13 protein-coding genes are annotated in these 14,527 nt (G+C 66.7%); 5 read left to right on the forward strand and 8 right to left on the reverse strand.

Annotated features, from left to right (window positions below):
* The first annotated feature begins 88 nt into the window (after positions 1-88).
* Together K6T84_RS18400 and K6T84_RS18405 are read left to right on the forward strand one after the other, a co-directional pair.
* The gene (locus K6T84_RS18400; protein WP_225396675.1) at positions 89-1,579 is read left to right on the forward strand and encodes a flavin-containing monooxygenase; all 1,491 of its coding nucleotides are present in this window, start codon (positions 89-91) and stop codon (positions 1,577-1,579) included.
* Between the two features lie 75 nt (positions 1,580-1,654).
* Positions 1,655-2,059, forward strand: a complete 405-nt coding sequence (locus K6T84_RS18405) for a hypothetical protein (protein WP_224861553.1) — start codon at positions 1,655-1,657, stop codon at positions 2,057-2,059.
* Between the two features lie 78 nt (positions 2,060-2,137).
* On the opposite strand, the gene nrdE is transcribed toward K6T84_RS18405, so the two are convergent.
* From nrdE to K6T84_RS18425, 4 genes are all read right to left on the reverse strand, one after another.
* Positions 2,138-4,309 (reverse strand): class 1b ribonucleoside-diphosphate reductase subunit alpha, encoded by a 2,172-nt coding sequence (gene nrdE, locus K6T84_RS18410; RefSeq protein WP_224861555.1) that lies wholly within the window; start codon positions 4,307-4,309, stop codon positions 2,138-2,140.
* On the reverse strand, positions 4,276-4,734 hold the full coding sequence (nrdI, locus tag K6T84_RS18415; protein ID WP_224861556.1) for a class Ib ribonucleoside-diphosphate reductase assembly flavoprotein NrdI: 459 nt from the start codon (positions 4,732-4,734) through the stop codon (positions 4,276-4,278). Before nrdI ends, nrdE begins: the two co-directional genes overlap by 34 nt.
* A gap of 54 nt (positions 4,735-4,788) precedes the next feature.
* Positions 4,789-5,028: a redoxin NrdH gene (locus K6T84_RS18420; RefSeq protein ID WP_224861558.1), complete on the reverse strand. Its 240-nt coding sequence runs from the start codon at positions 5,026-5,028 to the stop codon at positions 4,789-4,791.
* Positions 5,029-5,424: 396 nt separating this feature from the next.
* Complete coding sequence (locus K6T84_RS18425) at positions 5,425-6,084, reverse strand: DedA family protein (protein ID WP_225400359.1); 660 nt, start codon at positions 6,082-6,084, stop codon at positions 5,425-5,427.
* Positions 6,085-6,165: 81 nt separating this feature from the next.
* Between K6T84_RS18425 and K6T84_RS18430 the strand changes: the two genes are divergently transcribed.
* Positions 6,166-6,846: a response regulator transcription factor gene (locus tag K6T84_RS18430; protein WP_224861562.1), complete on the forward strand. Its 681-nt coding sequence runs from the start codon at positions 6,166-6,168 to the stop codon at positions 6,844-6,846.
* Here K6T84_RS18430 and K6T84_RS18435 read toward each other — a convergent pair.
* Positions 6,816-8,144 carry a sensor histidine kinase gene (locus K6T84_RS18435; RefSeq protein WP_225402037.1) on the reverse strand — a complete coding sequence of 443 codons (1,329 nt, stop codon included), beginning with the start codon at positions 8,142-8,144 and terminating at the stop codon, positions 6,816-6,818. The two genes, K6T84_RS18430 and K6T84_RS18435, sit on opposite strands and share 31 nt — an antisense overlap.
* A gap of 190 nt (positions 8,145-8,334) precedes the next feature.
* Here K6T84_RS18435 and K6T84_RS18440 point away from each other — a divergent pair, with 190 nt between their 5' ends.
* On the forward strand, positions 8,335-9,486 hold the full coding sequence (locus tag K6T84_RS18440; RefSeq protein WP_225400360.1) for an AAA family ATPase: 1,152 nt from the start codon (positions 8,335-8,337) through the stop codon (positions 9,484-9,486).
* Here the strand turns inward: K6T84_RS18440 and K6T84_RS18445 are convergent.
* Positions 9,483-10,343: an SDR family oxidoreductase gene (locus K6T84_RS18445; protein WP_225400361.1), complete on the reverse strand. Its 861-nt coding sequence runs from the start codon at positions 10,341-10,343 to the stop codon at positions 9,483-9,485. The two genes, K6T84_RS18440 and K6T84_RS18445, sit on opposite strands and share 4 nt — an antisense overlap.
* 95 nt (positions 10,344-10,438) lie before the next feature.
* Positions 10,439-11,089 (reverse strand): TetR/AcrR family transcriptional regulator, encoded by a 651-nt coding sequence (locus K6T84_RS18450; RefSeq protein WP_225400362.1) that lies wholly within the window; start codon positions 11,087-11,089, stop codon positions 10,439-10,441.
* Positions 11,090-11,206: 117 nt separating this feature from the next.
* Here K6T84_RS18450 and K6T84_RS18455 point away from each other — a divergent pair, with 117 nt between their 5' ends.
* Positions 11,207-12,682 carry a cytochrome P450 gene (locus K6T84_RS18455; RefSeq protein ID WP_225400363.1) on the forward strand — a complete coding sequence of 492 codons (1,476 nt, stop codon included), beginning with the start codon at positions 11,207-11,209 and terminating at the stop codon, positions 12,680-12,682.
* 107 nt (positions 12,683-12,789) lie between these two features.
* Here the strand turns inward: K6T84_RS18455 and poxB are convergent, their stop codons facing one another.
* Entirely contained in the window at positions 12,790-14,526 is a 1,737-nt protein-coding gene (gene poxB, locus K6T84_RS18460; protein WP_225400364.1) for a ubiquinone-dependent pyruvate dehydrogenase, read from the reverse strand.
* Position 14,527: the final 1 nt, after the last annotated feature.

Consider the following 14,527-nt stretch of genomic DNA (forward strand, 5'->3'; position numbering starts at 1 on the left):
GACCAATAATGTAGATGACGCCATATCCAAGCGAGTAATTAATCCATAATGTGATTGCTGTCACCAGCCTGGATCACTAGGAGTCCCGATGGCCACCAACAGCACGACGCAAACCGACTTCGATGTCGTCATCATCGGCGCCGGCATCTCCGGGATCGGCGCCGCCTACCACTTGAAGACGCATCGCCCTGCGACGTCGTTCGCGATCCTGGATGGCCGATCAGACATCGGGGGAACCTGGAGCCTGTTCAAATACCCCGGAATTCGCTCCGACTCGGATATGCCCACGTTCGGCTTCGGGTTCAAGCCGTGGACCCACAAGCAGTCGATCGCCGACGCCCACGTCATCCTCGACTACCTCAACGAAGCGGTCACCGAGAACGGGATCGATGAACACATCCGCTTCGACACCAAGGTGGTCTCGGCCGACTTCGACACCCGCACCGGCCGCTGGAGCATCCACACCGTCACCGGTGGCCAATCCGCCACCTACACAGCCAAATTCGTCTACTCGGGTACCGGCTACTACAACTACGAAGCCGGATACACCCCGGAGTTCCCCGGGATCGAGGACTTCGGCGGCCAGGTGATCCACCCGCAGCACTGGCCCGAAGACCTCGACTACCACGGCAAGAAGGTCGTGGTGATCGGCAGCGGCGCCACCGCCGTAACCCTGATCCCGGCGATGGCCGGCACGGCCGCCCACGTCACGATGCTGCAGCGCTCACCGAGCTATGTGTTTTCCCTGCCCGGCGAGGACGCGATCGCCAACACCCTGAAAAAGGTGATGGGCCCGCACCGCGCCTACGCCATCACCCGGCGCAAGAACATCGCACTCAACCGGGGCCTGTTCAAGGCCTGCATGCGGGCCCCATCGCTGATGCGCCGGCTGCTGATGGCCAACGTGCGCTGGCGGCTGCCGAAGGGCTTCGATGTGGACACCCACTTCGGCCCGAAGTACGACCCGTGGGATCAGCGGCTGTGCATGGTGCCCAACGGTGATCTGTTCAAAGCGATCTCGTCGGGGCGGGCCTCGGTGGCCACCGACCAGATCGACACCTTCACCGAAACCGGCATCGCACTGAAGTCGGGCCAGCACCTCGACGCCGACATCGTGGTCACCGCGACGGGGCTTGACCTGCTGCCGCTGGGCGGCATCGAACTGAGCATCGACGGGGCTCCGGTCGACATCGCCGACACCGTCGCCTACAAGGCGATGATGCTCAGCGGGGTACCGAATTTCGTCTTCGCGTTCGGCTACACCAACCTCGCGTGGACGCTCAAGGTGGACTTGGTGTGCGCGCACATGATCCGGCTGCTCGACCACATGGACGCGCATGGCCACACGGTCGTCACCCCGGTCCTGCCCGGGTCCGGTGTGGAGCGCGTCCCCATGCTGGAGATGAGTTCCGGCTACATCCAGCGCAAGATCGCCGCGTTCCCCAAGGCCGGCACCACCGGACCGTGGACGATCAAGATGGCCTACGAGGACGACATCGCGCGTCTGAAGCACGGCCCGGTCACCGATCCGGCCCTGCGGTTCTCCTCGCCGTCCGCGATCAGGCTCGTGGCGTCATGATGGCCACTTAGAGCGCCCAAATTCCGGTTTCGGGTAACCTGGCGGCCAATCCCCCTAACCAGAGGAAGGTATGCCATGCCCGGCAAACGCCGCGTAACACTGCTACTGGCTGCGGTCGCCACCGCGGGCGCAGCCCTGGCCGTCGTACCCACTGCGGTGGCGCCGCAGGCGCACGCCGGGATCTGCCCAGGCGTCCTGGGCCCGGTCTTCGTGCCCGGCCCCTGCGGTCCGGGCCTGCTGGGCGCACTGGTGAATGACGCTGTCGTAGGCGCCACTGCCGGTGCCGTCGGCGGTGCGATCGACGCGCCACGCGGCACCCGGCACGCGCAGACCGATGACATCGCCGCACAGCAGAGCGCCGGCCTGCCACCCTGCTACACCCCGTCGGGTCAGCCGTTCTACACCGCCGCCGGCGAACCGTGCCCCGCGGGGATGGATCACCCCCCGGCCGGAAAATCGGAACCTGCGCCTAAGACCTAGCCAGCAGCCGCCGGAGCCAGGCCTGGTAAGCAGGAAATTTTCGGCGGCCACCGGATCCGCGCCGTCAGCGACCAGCCATCACAACATGCAGCTGACGCAGTTCTCCACCTGCGTGCCCTCCAGCGCCATCTGCCGCAACCGGATGTAGTAGAGCGTCTTGATTCCCTTGCGCCAGGCGTAGATCTGCGCCTTGTTCACATCACGGGTGCTGGCGGTGTCCTTGAAGAACAACGTCAGCGAAAGCCCCTGGTCCACGTGCTGGGTGGCCGCGGCGTAGGTGTCGATGATCTTCTCGTAGCCGATCTCATAGGCGTCCTGGTAGTACTCCAGGTTGTCGTTGGTCATGTAGGGCGCCGGATAGTAGACCCGGCCGATCTTGCCTTCCTTGCGGATCTCCACCCGCGCCACGATCGGGTGGATCGACGACGTCGAGTGGTTGATGTAGGAGATCGATCCGGTCGGCGGAACGGCCTGCAGGTTCTGGTTGTAGATCCCATGAGCCTGCACGGCATCCTTCAATCGGAGCCAGTCGTTCTGGTCGGGGATCCGGATGCCCGCGTCGGCGAACAGCTCACGCACGCGTGCCGTCTTGGGCTCCCAGATCTGCTCGGTGTACTTGTCGAAGAACTCACCCGAGGCGTACTTGGACTTCTCGAAGCCCTTGAACGTCTGACCCCGTTCCAGGGCAAGACGATTCGAGGCCCGCAGTGCGTGATAGAGCACCGTGTAGAAGTAGATGTTGGTGAAGTCGATGCCCTCTTCCGAGCCGTAGAAGATGCGCTCCCGGGCCAGGTACCCGTGCAGGTTCATCTGGCCCAACCCGATAGCGTGCGAGTCGTTGTTGCCCTGCTCGATCGACGGCACCGACCAGATGTGGGTCTGATCCGACACCGCGGTCAGCGCGCGGATCGCGACCTCGATGGTCTGACCGAAGTCCGGCGAGTCCATCGCCTTGGCGATATTCAGCGAGCCGAGGTTGCAGGAGATGTCCTTGCCCACCTTGGCGTAGGACAGGTCCTCGTTGAACACCGACGGCGTGGAGACCTGCAGGATCTCCGAGCACAGGTTCGAATGGGTGATCTTGCCTTCGATCGGGTTCGCCCGGTTCACCGTGTCCTCGAACATGATGTAGGGGTAGCCCGACTCGAACTGCAACTCGGCCAAGGTCTGGAAGAACTCGCGCGCCTTGATCTTGGTCTTGCGGATCGCCGAGTTGTCCACCATCTCGTAGTACTTCTCGCTGACCGAGACGTCGGCGAACGGCACGCCATAGACCTTCTCCACGTCATACGGCGAGAACAGGTACATGTCCTCGTTCTTCTTGGCCAGCTCGAAGGTGATGTCGGGAATCACCACGCCCAGGCTCAGCGTCTTGATCCGGATCTTCTCGTCGGCGTTCTCCCGCTTGGTGTCCAGGAACCGATAGATGTCGGGATGGTGGGCGTGCAGGTACACCGCGCCCGCACCCTGGCGGGCACCGAGCTGGTTGGCGTAGGAGAACGAGTCCTCCAGCAGCTTCATGATCGGGATGACGCCCGAGGACTGGTTCTCGATGTTCTTGATCGGCGCGCCGTGCTCACGAATGTTGCTCAGCAGCAACGCCACTCCCCCGCCGCGCTTGGACAGCTGCAGCGCGGAGTTGATCGACCGGCCGATCGACTCCATGTTGTCCTCAATGCGCAGCAGGAAGCAGCTGACCGCCTCGCCGCGCTGCTTCTTGCCGGAGTTCAAAAACGTCGGCGTGGCCGGCTGGAAGCGGCCGTCGATGATCTCCTCGACCAGTTGCTCGGCCAGCTTGGTGTCACCGGCGGCCAAGGTCAACGCAACCATGCACACCCGGTCTTCGAACCGCTCCAGATAACGCTTGCCGTCAAAGGTTTTCAGCGTGTAGGAGGTGTAGTACTTGAACGCCCCCAGGAACGTCGGGAACCGGAACTTCTTGGCGTAGGCCCGGTCCAGCAGCGACTTGACGAAGTTTCGCGAGTACTGGTCAAGCACCTCGCGCTCGTAGTAGTCCTTCTGAACGAGGTAGTCCAGCTTCTCGTCCTGATTGTGGAAGAACACCGTGTTCTGGTTGACGTGCTCCAGGAAGTACTGGCGGGCAGCCAGCACATCCTTGTCGAACTGGATCCTGCCGTCGCCGTCGTACAGGTTGAGCATCGCGTTGAGCGCGTGGTAATCCAGCTCTCCCACCGCAGCACCGTGATTGGTTTCGGTTACCTGCTCTGCAGTTGCAACGGTTGGTGGCATTCCTCGTCCTTCCAGAATTCGGCCAAGCCCGCGCGGACGGTTTGGACGTCCTCGTCGGTTCCCATCAATTCGAATCGGTACAGATACGGCACTCCGCACTTGCGGGCGACGACGTCGCCGGCGTAGCAGAACTCGGTGCCGAAGTTGTTGTTGCCGGCGGCGATCACCCCGCGCAGCAGCGACCGGTTGTGTTCGTTGTTCAAAAACGCGATGACCTGTTTGGGCACATACCTGGCATCGCTGATGTCGGGCCGCTTGTGGCCGCCGCCGTAGGTGGGTAGAACCAGCACGAACGGCTGGTCAACCTCGATGTTGCCGTGCAGCGGAATCCGGATGGCCGGCAGGTTCAGCTTCTGCACAAAGCGGTGAGTGTTCTCCGAGACCGAGGAGAAGTACACCAGGTTGCATTGCGGATCGGCAGCCACGGCGACCTCCTTCAGCTCTCAGTCAGACTCCACCCGCACCCGACCGGCGGCCAGTTATGCGCTGAGTGCGGTCTGGGCCAGCGACTTGATGCGGTCCGGCCGGAATCCCGACCAGTGCTCGTCGCCGGCGACGACCACCGGGGCCTGCAGGTAGCCCAGCGCCATCACGTAGTCACGCGCCTCGGAGTCCATCGAGATGTCGACGACCTCGTAGGCGATGCCCTGGTTGTCCAACGCTTTGTAGGTGGCGTTGCACTGCACGCAGGCGGGCTTGGTGTAGACGGTGATGCTCATGCGGCAGACTCCTCAGCGAATCCTGGACAACGAACGGATGATGGATCGGTACTAGGTTCAACAGGCCGCCAAGACTTCGATTCTCCAGCTCCCCCAGCCGTGGCAGGGCACCAGATCGATGCCGGTTGCCGCGGCCCGGATGGCCGGAAAATCCCGGGCCTGTCGGTTTCACGAACACTACACCTAGTGGTCGGGTGGCGGTACAGATACCAGATGTTCTGAACAACATTCTTGAAATTCGCTGGTTGTGACCATGTGGCGCGCAGGCCGTCGGCGTGTCGCATCTCACAATCAGGCCATCTGCCGCTCATAACACGCAGGTCTACCACCTGCCACCGACAACGCCGGCGGTGACCGGCCGGCCGTCGCGCCCCAGCAAAGCCCGCGCGGCAGCGGTCAGCGGCTGCCGGCCAGCACCGGTTCCGCGAGCTCGGCGGCCTCGGCCGGGACCTCGGGGCACTTGCGGCGCAGGCGTCCACCGAGAACGCCCAGCACCACCGGCACCACCGACACCACAACGACCGTCAACAGGATCAGGTCGATGTGGCCCTGGACGAACGCGATTCCCCCCAGCAGGTATCCCAGCAAAGGGACTCCGGCGCCCCACAGCACCGATCCGGCGACGCTGTAGGCGGTGAAGGTTCGGTGCGGCATCCCGGATGCGCCCGCCATCACCGGGGTCAGCGTGCGCACCACGGCCACAAAGCGCGCCAGCAGCACCGTCAGCGCGCCGCGAGTCTCGAAGTAGTTCCGGGCCCGGGCGATGTACTGCCGGCCGAGTCGTCGGGCACCGGGGCGTTCCAGCACCGCTGGTCCGGCCTTGGCCCCGATGAGATATCCGCACTGGTCGCCGGCTACCGCGGCCAGCGGGATGGTGAGCAGTAGCAGCCACAGCGGGACGGCGGAGTGCGGTTGAGCGGCGAGGACGCCGGCGGTGAACAGCAGCGAGTCGCCGGGTAGGAAGAACCCCACCAGCAGCCCGGTTTCGATGAACACCACGGCCAGCACCCCCAGCAGCCCGAACGTGGCGATCAGGATGTCCGGGTTGGTGGTCATGTCGCCAGCTTGTCGGGCGGGCGCTGTGGTGGCGCTGAGAACGCGGCGAACCCGCTGGTCGGGCTCTGCTGTACTGGTGTCGTGCGGATACTGCTGGTCGAAGACGAGACCCGGCTGGCCGAGACGGTGCGCCGGGGGCTGGTCAGCGAGGGATTCGTCGTCGATGTCGAACACGACGGCGCCGAGGGCCTGGAGGCCGCCCTCGCCGGCGAGTACGACGTGATCGTGCTCGACATCATGCTGCCCGGCCTCAGCGGCTACCAGGTGCTCCGCGAGCTGCGGGAGCAGCAGGTCTGGACGCCGGTGCTGATGCTGTCTGCCAAGGACGGCGAATACGACCTGGCCGACGCCTTCGACATCGGTGCCGACGACTACCTGACCAAGCCGTTCTCGTTCGTGGTCCTGGTGGCGCGGTTGCGCGCGTTGATGCGCCGCGGCGCCCCGGAGCGTCCGACGGTGCTCACCGCGGGAACACTCACGCTGGATCCGGCGCGGCGCCGGGTGACCCGGGGCGACACCGTGCTCAGCCTGACACCGCGGGAGTTCGGCGTGCTGCACTTCCTGCTGCGGCATCGCGGTGACGTCGTCACCAAGTCCGAGATCCTGCGGTCGGTGTGGGATACGAACTACTCCGGCGACGACAACGTCGTCGAGGTCTACATCGGCTACCTGCGCCGCAAGATCGACGCGCCGTTCGGGCTGGCCACCATCGAGACGGTGCGCGGCGCCGGCTACCGGCTGTGCTCCGACACCGACGGCTGATCGGGCGGATCCTGTTGCGGCAGTGCGACGGTGAACACCGCCCCGCCGCCGGGCGCGTCGCCGACGGTGACGGTGCCGTGGTGGGAACGCACCACTTCGTCGACGATCGCCAGACCGAGCCCGGTTCCACCGGACGCCCTGGTCCGGGCGGCGTCGAGCCGGACGAACCGTTCGAAGACCCGGCTCCGGTCGTCGACCGGGATTCCGGGGCCGTCATCGGCCACCGTGACGAGGACACGCCCCGGCTCGGTACGGCAGGTCAGCGTCACCGTGGTGCGGGCGTAGCGGGCCGCATTGTCGACCAGGTTGCGGATCACCCGGGACAGGGCCGCGGTGTCCCCCACCACCCGGCACGCCCGGATATCGGTCACCACCTCGACTTCGCCGTCCAGCCGGCTCGCCTCGGCCGCCAGCAGATCGTCGATGTCGACGTCGTCGCGACGCAACCCCAGTGCGCCCTCGTCGGAACGGGCCAGCAGCAGTAGGTCTTCGATCAGCTCACTCATCCGGCGCGACTCCGGCAGCAGCGATTCGTCGATCAGGTCGCGATCCATCAGCTCCGGCCGGCCGGCCGCCAGCTCGAGCGCGGTGGTGATGGTCGCCAGCGGACTGCGCAGCTCATGCGAGACATCGCTGACCAGGCGCAGCTGGGCGGCCCGGCCGTGCTCCAGCCGGGCCAACATGGCGTTCATCGTCGTCGCCAACTCGGCGATCTCGTCACCGGTTCGCGGAACGGGCACCTGCTCGGTGAGGTCGGCACTCGAGATCGAGGCCACCCGGGCGCGGATGGCCTCCACCGGCCGCAGCGCCGCGCCCACCAGCCGGTAGGTGCCCACCGCCACCAGGGCGACCAGCAACGGCGCGCCGAGGGCGAGCAGAACCCCCACCTTCGCCACGATCGACTCGACCGGTTCGCGGTTCACCGCCACCAGAATGGTGACGGGCTCCCCATCGGCGGCAGCGCCGCGGGCCGACACCCAATACTCCACGCCGGCAGGCGTTTCGACGCGACCCAGGTAACGCGCTTGGCCGTCATCGAGGTGCACCACGGCCAGCGGCGACCGGGGAGCGCCGTTGGAGGCGGCCCGGATCACGCTGGCCTGCCCGACCACCTGCACGACACCGATCTGTCCATCGGTGGCCAACAGCGTCGAATCCAGGTCGTCGAGGTCATCGGAGGCCAAGGCGGCGGCGATGCGTTCGGCACGCAGTCCGGCCGCGGTCTCGGCGGTCGATTCCAGCGACCGGTACAGCACCACCAGCAGGACGGCGCCGGCGACCGCCAGGCACAGGGTCATCACCACCGCGGCGGCCAGCGCCGACCGACTGCGGACACCGGCTTGCAGTGGCCGCAGCCGCTCGATGATGGCCCGCACCCCACTCGTCGTGCCGCTCACCTGACCTCCCGGTTCGTCGTGTCAGCACCCAGCATGCTCGCCATCGTGTCCCGCCGCCGCTGTGTCACCGCTGAGGGATAGCCTGCCGGGCATGCTGTCGACGCTGGCCGTGCGGGGCTACCGCTCACTGCGCGACCTGGTGTTGCCGTTGAGCCCGCTGACCGTCGTGACCGGCGCCAACGGCACCGGCAAGTCGTCGCTGTATCGGGCGCTGCGACTGTTGGCCGACTGCGGCCGCGGTGAGGTGATCGGTTCACTGGCACGTGAGGGCGGCCTGGAGTCGGTGCTGTGGGCGGGCCCGGAGCAACTCGGCGAGGCACGGCGCAGCGGAACCACCCAGGGCACCGTTCGCAGCCGCCCGGTCTCCCTGGAGATGGGCTTCGCCTCCGACGACTTCGGCTACCTGGTCGATCTGGGTCTGCCGCAGGATCCCGGGCACGCCTCCGCCTTCGCCCATGACCCGGAGATCAAGCGGGAGACCGTGTTCGCCGGGCCGGTGCCGCGCCCGGCCGCGACCCTGGTCCGTCGCACCCGGGGCCTGGCCGAGGCCAATGGCGGTGACGGCTTCGAGGAGCTGTCCCGCAGCCTGCCGACCTATCGCAGTGTGCTGGCCGAATTCGCCCACTCCGGCACGCATCCCGAGCTCTCGGCGGTCCGGGATCGCTTGCGCGGCTGGCGTTTCTACGACGGATTCCGGGTCGACGCGGGCGCGCCGGCCCGCCGGCGGCACGTCGGCACCCGCACCCCGGTGCTCGGCGACGACGGCGCGGACCTGGCCGCAGCGGTGCAGACCATCATCGAGTCAGGCAGCGAGGACCTGCATCGTGCGGTGGCCGCCGCGTTCGACGGCGCCGCCTTGTCCGTCGCGGTGCACGACGGGCTGTTCGATCTGCAATTGCACCAGCGCGGGATGCTGCGGCCGCTGCGGGCGGCGGAGTTGTCCGATGGCACCCTGCGGTTTCTGCTGTGGGCCGCGGCGCTGACCAGCCCGCAGCCGCCGTCGTTGATGGTGCTCAACGAGCCCGAGACGTCCCTGCATCCCGAGCTGGTCGCCCCGTTGGCCGGGTTGATCCGCTCGGCCGCACAACAGACCCAGGTCGTCGTCATCACCCATGCGCCGACGCTGCGGGAAGGCCTGGACACCGACGGCGGCGCGATCGAACTCGTGCGGGATTTCGGCGAGACCCGCGTCAACGGCCAGGGCCTGCTCGACGCCCCGGCCTGGCACTGGGGCAGCCGTTAGACCCGACCGGGCCGCAGCGCCCGACTGAACAACACGTTGGCCTGACGCATGGCCACGCTGTAGGGCAGCCAGGCCAGCCGTTTGAACGCATACAGGGCCCGGATGTCACCGGAGGTGTAGATCAGGTAGCGGTTGCGCGCCACCCCGGCCAGGATCTTGTCCGCCGCCTTCTCCGGGGACACGGCATGGCCGGCAAAGCGGCCCACCCATTTCTCCACGTGCGGGTCTTCGCGGTCCACGCCGGCGATCTCGACGGTGTTGACCAGCCCTGTCTTGACCGCGCCGGGCACCACCACCGATACCCCGATCTTGTGCCGGGCCAGGTCGAACCGCAGCACTTCGGAGACCCCGCGCAGGCCGTACTTGCTGGCGGAATAGGCCGCGTGCCAGGGCAAGGCGACGATGCCGGCGGCCGAGGACACGTTGACCAGGTGACCGCCGCGACGGCCGGCGACCATCGGCGGCAGGAACGTCTCGATGACGTGGATCGGCCCCATCAGGTTGATGTCGACCATCTTGCGCCACTGCTCGTGGCTCAGCTGGTCGACGGTCCCCCACGCCGACACCCCGGCGATGTTCATCACGACGTCCATCGCGCCGTGGCGGGCGTGGATGTCGGCGCCGAACGCGGCTACCTCGTCGTAGTCGGCGATGTTGAGGCTGCGATGCTCGGGTACCGCCGCGCCCAGGGCGCGTGCGTCGGCAACCGTCTCGGCCAGGCCCTCTTCGTTGCGGTCGGTCAGGTACAGCTCGGCCCCCAACTCGGCCAGCCGCAATGCGGTGGCCCGGCCGATCCCGCTGGCTGCTCCGGTGATGAAGCACCGCTTACCCCGGTAGTGCTGCGCTACACGTGTCATGGACGCAGACGATACCGGCGGTTCAGCGAGGCTCGACGAAGGAGAGCCGAAGCTGGGACCGCCGCATCGGCCCGCCGGTACCGCCGACCGGTGATTCAGTCCCGCGCGCCGCCCCACAGCGCATTGCGCCACAACGCTTCGAGCACCCGCACGCCGCGGGACACGTCACCGTCGGGCCCCACGTAGGCGGTCTCGCCGGCGAGCATGAACGCGGTGGTCGCGGCAAGGGTTCGGACCAAAGTCGGAATGTCGTCGCTGATCGGGTGCGCGGTGCCCGCAGCGATCTCGTCGTTGACCACACCGACGATCTGGTTGATCACCGCGTCGATCTGGGCGTCGAGCAACTCCCGGATCTCGGCGTCGCTGTTGCGGGCGGCGTTGCACGCCGACATCACCGGATCGTTGTGGGCGTAGACCGCGGCCGCACTGCCCACCATGCGCTCGGCGAACGCCGCGGTGGACTCGTCGGCGCCGCGAGGCGCGAAGTAGTGGGTGAGCTCTTCGAGCTCGCGGGTCGCCTCGGCCATGATCTGGGCCAGGACGGCGTATTTGGAGTCGAAGTAGAAATAGAACCCCGAGCGCGCAACACCGGCCCGGTCGCTGATGGTGCTGACCGACAGCTCCGCGAACGGCTTCTCCTCCAGCAGATCCCGCACTGCCTGCACAATCGCCTGACGCTGCTTGTCGCCGCGCCGGACGGGGAGGCCACCGGAAGCCTGCTCCTCCGCGTCGTGCTGGTTGCTCACCCGAAGAACCTTGCACCACGCCGCGCCGGATTCAAACTTGACACGCGTCAATTTTAATCTGAGGATTAGGGGCGGCGTGACCGCCACCACAGTTATCCAGCCCGGCAAGGAGCGTCTGTGACCACTATCAGCACCCCGCACTATCTCCTCGACCAAGCCCGGCGCCGATTCGTCCCCACCCTGAACACCATCCCCGGCCTGGGCCGGATCGAGAAGCGGTTGCTGAATGCGAACTGGCCGCAGAAGACGCTGGCCGACCCACCGCCGGGCAGCGGCCTCAAGCCGGTGATGGGCGATTCGGGCCTTCCACTGCTCGGCCACATCATCGAGATGTTCCGGGGTGGGCCGGACTTCTGCCTGCACCTCTACGAGAAGTACGGCCCGGTCTACCTGGCCGAGTCACCGATCCTGAGCTCGATCGTCGCGCTCGGGCCCGACGCCACGCAGACGATCTTCGCCAACAAGAACAAGGACTACTCCACCACCGGCTGGATCCCGGTCATCGGGCCGTTCTTCAACCGCGGGCTGATGCTGCTCGACTTCGAGGAGCACCTGGGGCACAAGCGGATTCTGCAGGGCGCGTTCACCCGGCCACGGCTGGCCAGCTACGTCGAGGACATGGACAAGGTGGCCACCGCGCTGGTGGCCGACTGGCCCACCGACGACGCCCGATTCCTGTTCCATCCGGCAGCCAAGGAACTGACGCTGGACGTGGCCTCGGTGGTCTTCATGGGCCACGACCTGGGCGCCGATCACCGCCAGCTGGCCAAGGTCAACCACGCCTTCGAGCAGACCATCCGCGCGGGCGGCGCACTGGTGCGGACCGCGATGCCACCGTTCAAGTGGTGGCAGGGCATGCAGGGCCGCAAGGTGCTCGAGGAGTACTTCTACGCCCGCGTCGCCGACCGCCGCAAGGTCGAGGGCACCGACATGCTGACGGTGTTGTGCCACACGGCCGACGACGACGGCAACACCTTCAGCGACGAAGACATCGTCAACCACATGATCTTCTTGATGATGGCCGCGCACGACACCACGACGTCAACGTTGACCAGCATGGTGTACAACCTGGCCGCCAACCCGCAGTGGCAGGACCGGGCCCGCGAAGAATCGGATCGGCACGGCGACGGGCCGCTGGACATAGAGTCGCTGGAGAAGCTGGAAACCCTGGACCTGGTGATGGACGAGTCCCTGCGACTGGTCACCCCGCTGGGTTTCAACATGCGTCAAGCCGTGCGTGACACCGACCTGCTGGGGCATTACATTCCGGCCGAAAGCTACGTGATCACCTGGCCGGGCATGAACCACTGGCTGCCCGAGATCTACACCAACCCAAGGCAATTCGACCCGGAACGCTTCCTGGAGCCGCGTGCCGAGCACAAGAAGCACCGCTACGCCTTCGCGCCGTTCGGCGGCGGCGCGCACAAGTGCATCGGGATGAACTACGGCCGCCTCGAGGTCAAGACCGTCCTACACCGGATGCTGCGCCGCTACCGCATCGAACTCGCCCGCCCCGGATACCAGCCGCGCTGGGACTACGGCGGCATGCCCATCCCGATGGACGGCATGCCGATCATGTTGCGCCCGCTGTAATCCCACGCCCCCCTTAGGCGCGAGGGTGCAGAAGTGTCCGCCAAAGTCCCAGGTGAAGCCGAACATTTCTGCACCCTCGGCAGGGAGGGGCGGGGCGCTGGCGTGCATCAGTCCAGGATGCGCCGGGCCACATTCGTGGTCATCAGGTCGAGCAACTCGTCGGCGCGGCCGGCCAGGATGGTCCGGATCGCATAGAGCGAGAATCCCTTGGCCTGCTCGGCGGTGATCGCCGGCGGGATCGACAGTTCCTGGCGGGCGGTGACGACGTCGACGACGGCCGGGCCATCGTAGGCGAACGCCTCGGTGAGGGCCGCTTCCAAATCGGCGGGCTGTTCCACCCGTCTCCCGAACATGCCCAGCGCTGTCGCTACCGCGCCGAAGTCGGGGTTGTCCAGCTCGGTGCCGAAATTGACGATGCCGGCGGCCTTCATCTCCAGTTCGACGAAGTTCAGCGACGAGTTGTTGAACACGATCATCTTGACCGGCAGCCGGTTCTGCCTCAGCGTGAGCAGCTCCCCGAACATCATCGCCAGCCCGCCGTCGCCGGCCAGCCCGATCACCTGCCGGCCCCGATCGGCGGTCTGCGCGCCGATCGCATGCGGCAGTGCGCACGCCATGGTGCCGTGGTTGAACGAGCCGATCAGCCGCCGTCGTCCGTTCATGGTCACATACCGTGCCGCCCACACCACCGGGGAACCGACGTCGACGGTGAACACCGCATCGTCATCGGCCAGTCGATTAGCCACCGCGGCAACATATTCCGGCCGGATCGGGGTCCGGTCCCGGTCGTTGGCCGCCAACGAGTCCAGCCGTCGTCGGGTCTTGGCGTAGTGCCGCAGCGACCGCTCCAGATGGGTGCGGTCGGTCTTGGGCGCCAACAGCGGCCGCAGTGCGGCGACGGTGTCGGCCACCGTGCCGCGCAGCCCCAGATCGATCGGGGTGCGCCGACCCAGGTTTCGGCCGCGGATGTCGACCTGGATGATCTGCGCGCGATCGGGATAGAACTGCTGGTAGGGAAAGTCAGTGCCCAGCATCAGGAGCAGGTCGGCTTCGGCGATCGCCTTGTAGCCGGACGCGAATCCGAGCAGTCCCGTCATGCCCACGTCGTGAGGATTGTTGTACTCGATGTATTCCTTGCCGCGTAACGCGTGCACGACCGGTGCCTGCAGGGCGCGCGCCAAGTCCATCACCTGGTCGTGGGCGCCGGCCACCCCGGCACCGGCCAGGATGGTGACCCTGTCCGCGGTATTGAGCATGCCCGCCGCCGCAGCCAGCCCGCGCTCGTCGGGGCGGCACACCGAGGCGGTCGGCCGCACCGGACGCTGCCCCCAACCGGTGGCATCCAGGCGGTGGCTGAAGATCTCACCGGGCACCACCACCACAGCGACGCCGCTCTCCTCCACCGCCGCGCGCATCGCCATCTCCAGGATTCGTGGCGCCTGTTCGGGAGTGCTGATCAGCTCGCAGTAGACGCTGCACTCGCGAAACAGGTTCTGCGGGTGGGTTTCCTGGAAGTAGTCCGAGCCGATCTCGGCCAGCGGGATATGGGCGGCGATCGCCAGCACCGGCACCCGGCTTCGGTGCGCGTCGAACAGCCCGTTGATCAGGTGCAGGTTGCCAGGACCGCAACTGCCGGCACACACCGCCAGCCCGCCGGTCAGGGCGGCATCAGCGGCAGCGGCGAATGCTGCGGTCTCCTCGTGGCGAACCTGTTCCCAGCTGAAATCGCCGGCCCGGCGGATCGCATCGGTGAAGCCGTTGAGACTGTCCCCCGGGATGCCGTACACGCGGTGCACCCCGCTGCTCTGCAGGGTGGCGATGACGTGGTCTGCGACGGTTGCCATC

The sequence above is a fragment of the Mycobacterium zoologicum genome, from assembly GCF_020181635.2.
Lineage (GTDB): Bacteria > Actinomycetota > Actinomycetes > Mycobacteriales > Mycobacteriaceae > Mycobacterium > Mycobacterium zoologicum.

Excerpts from the sequence above, each read along its gene's own strand:
- K6T84_RS18405 (WP_224861553.1), top strand. The coding sequence starts at position 1,655 with ATGCCCGGCAAACGCCGCGTAACACTGCTACTGGCTGCGGTCGCCACC.
- K6T84_RS18425 (WP_225400359.1), bottom strand. The coding sequence starts at position 6,084 with ATGACCACCAACCCGGACATCCTGATCGCCACGTTCGGGCTGCTGGGG.
- poxB (WP_225400364.1), bottom strand. The coding sequence starts at position 14,526 with ATGGCAACCGTCGCAGACCACGTCATCGCCACCCTGCAGAGCAGCGGG.
- K6T84_RS18435 (WP_225402037.1), bottom strand. The coding sequence starts at position 8,144 with ATGACCCTGTGCCTGGCGGTCGCCGGCGCCGTCCTGCTGGTGGTGCTG.
- K6T84_RS18420 (WP_224861558.1), bottom strand. The coding sequence starts at position 5,028 with ATGAGCATCACCGTCTACACCAAGCCCGCCTGCGTGCAGTGCAACGCC.
- K6T84_RS18400 (WP_225396675.1), top strand. The coding sequence starts at position 89 with ATGGCCACCAACAGCACGACGCAAACCGACTTCGATGTCGTCATCATC.
- nrdE (WP_224861555.1), bottom strand. The coding sequence starts at position 4,309 with ATGCCACCAACCGTTGCAACTGCAGAGCAGGTAACCGAAACCAATCAC.
- K6T84_RS18445 (WP_225400361.1), bottom strand. The coding sequence starts at position 10,343 with ATGACACGTGTAGCGCAGCACTACCGGGGTAAGCGGTGCTTCATCACC.
- K6T84_RS18440 (WP_225400360.1), top strand. The coding sequence starts at position 8,335 with ATGCTGTCGACGCTGGCCGTGCGGGGCTACCGCTCACTGCGCGACCTG.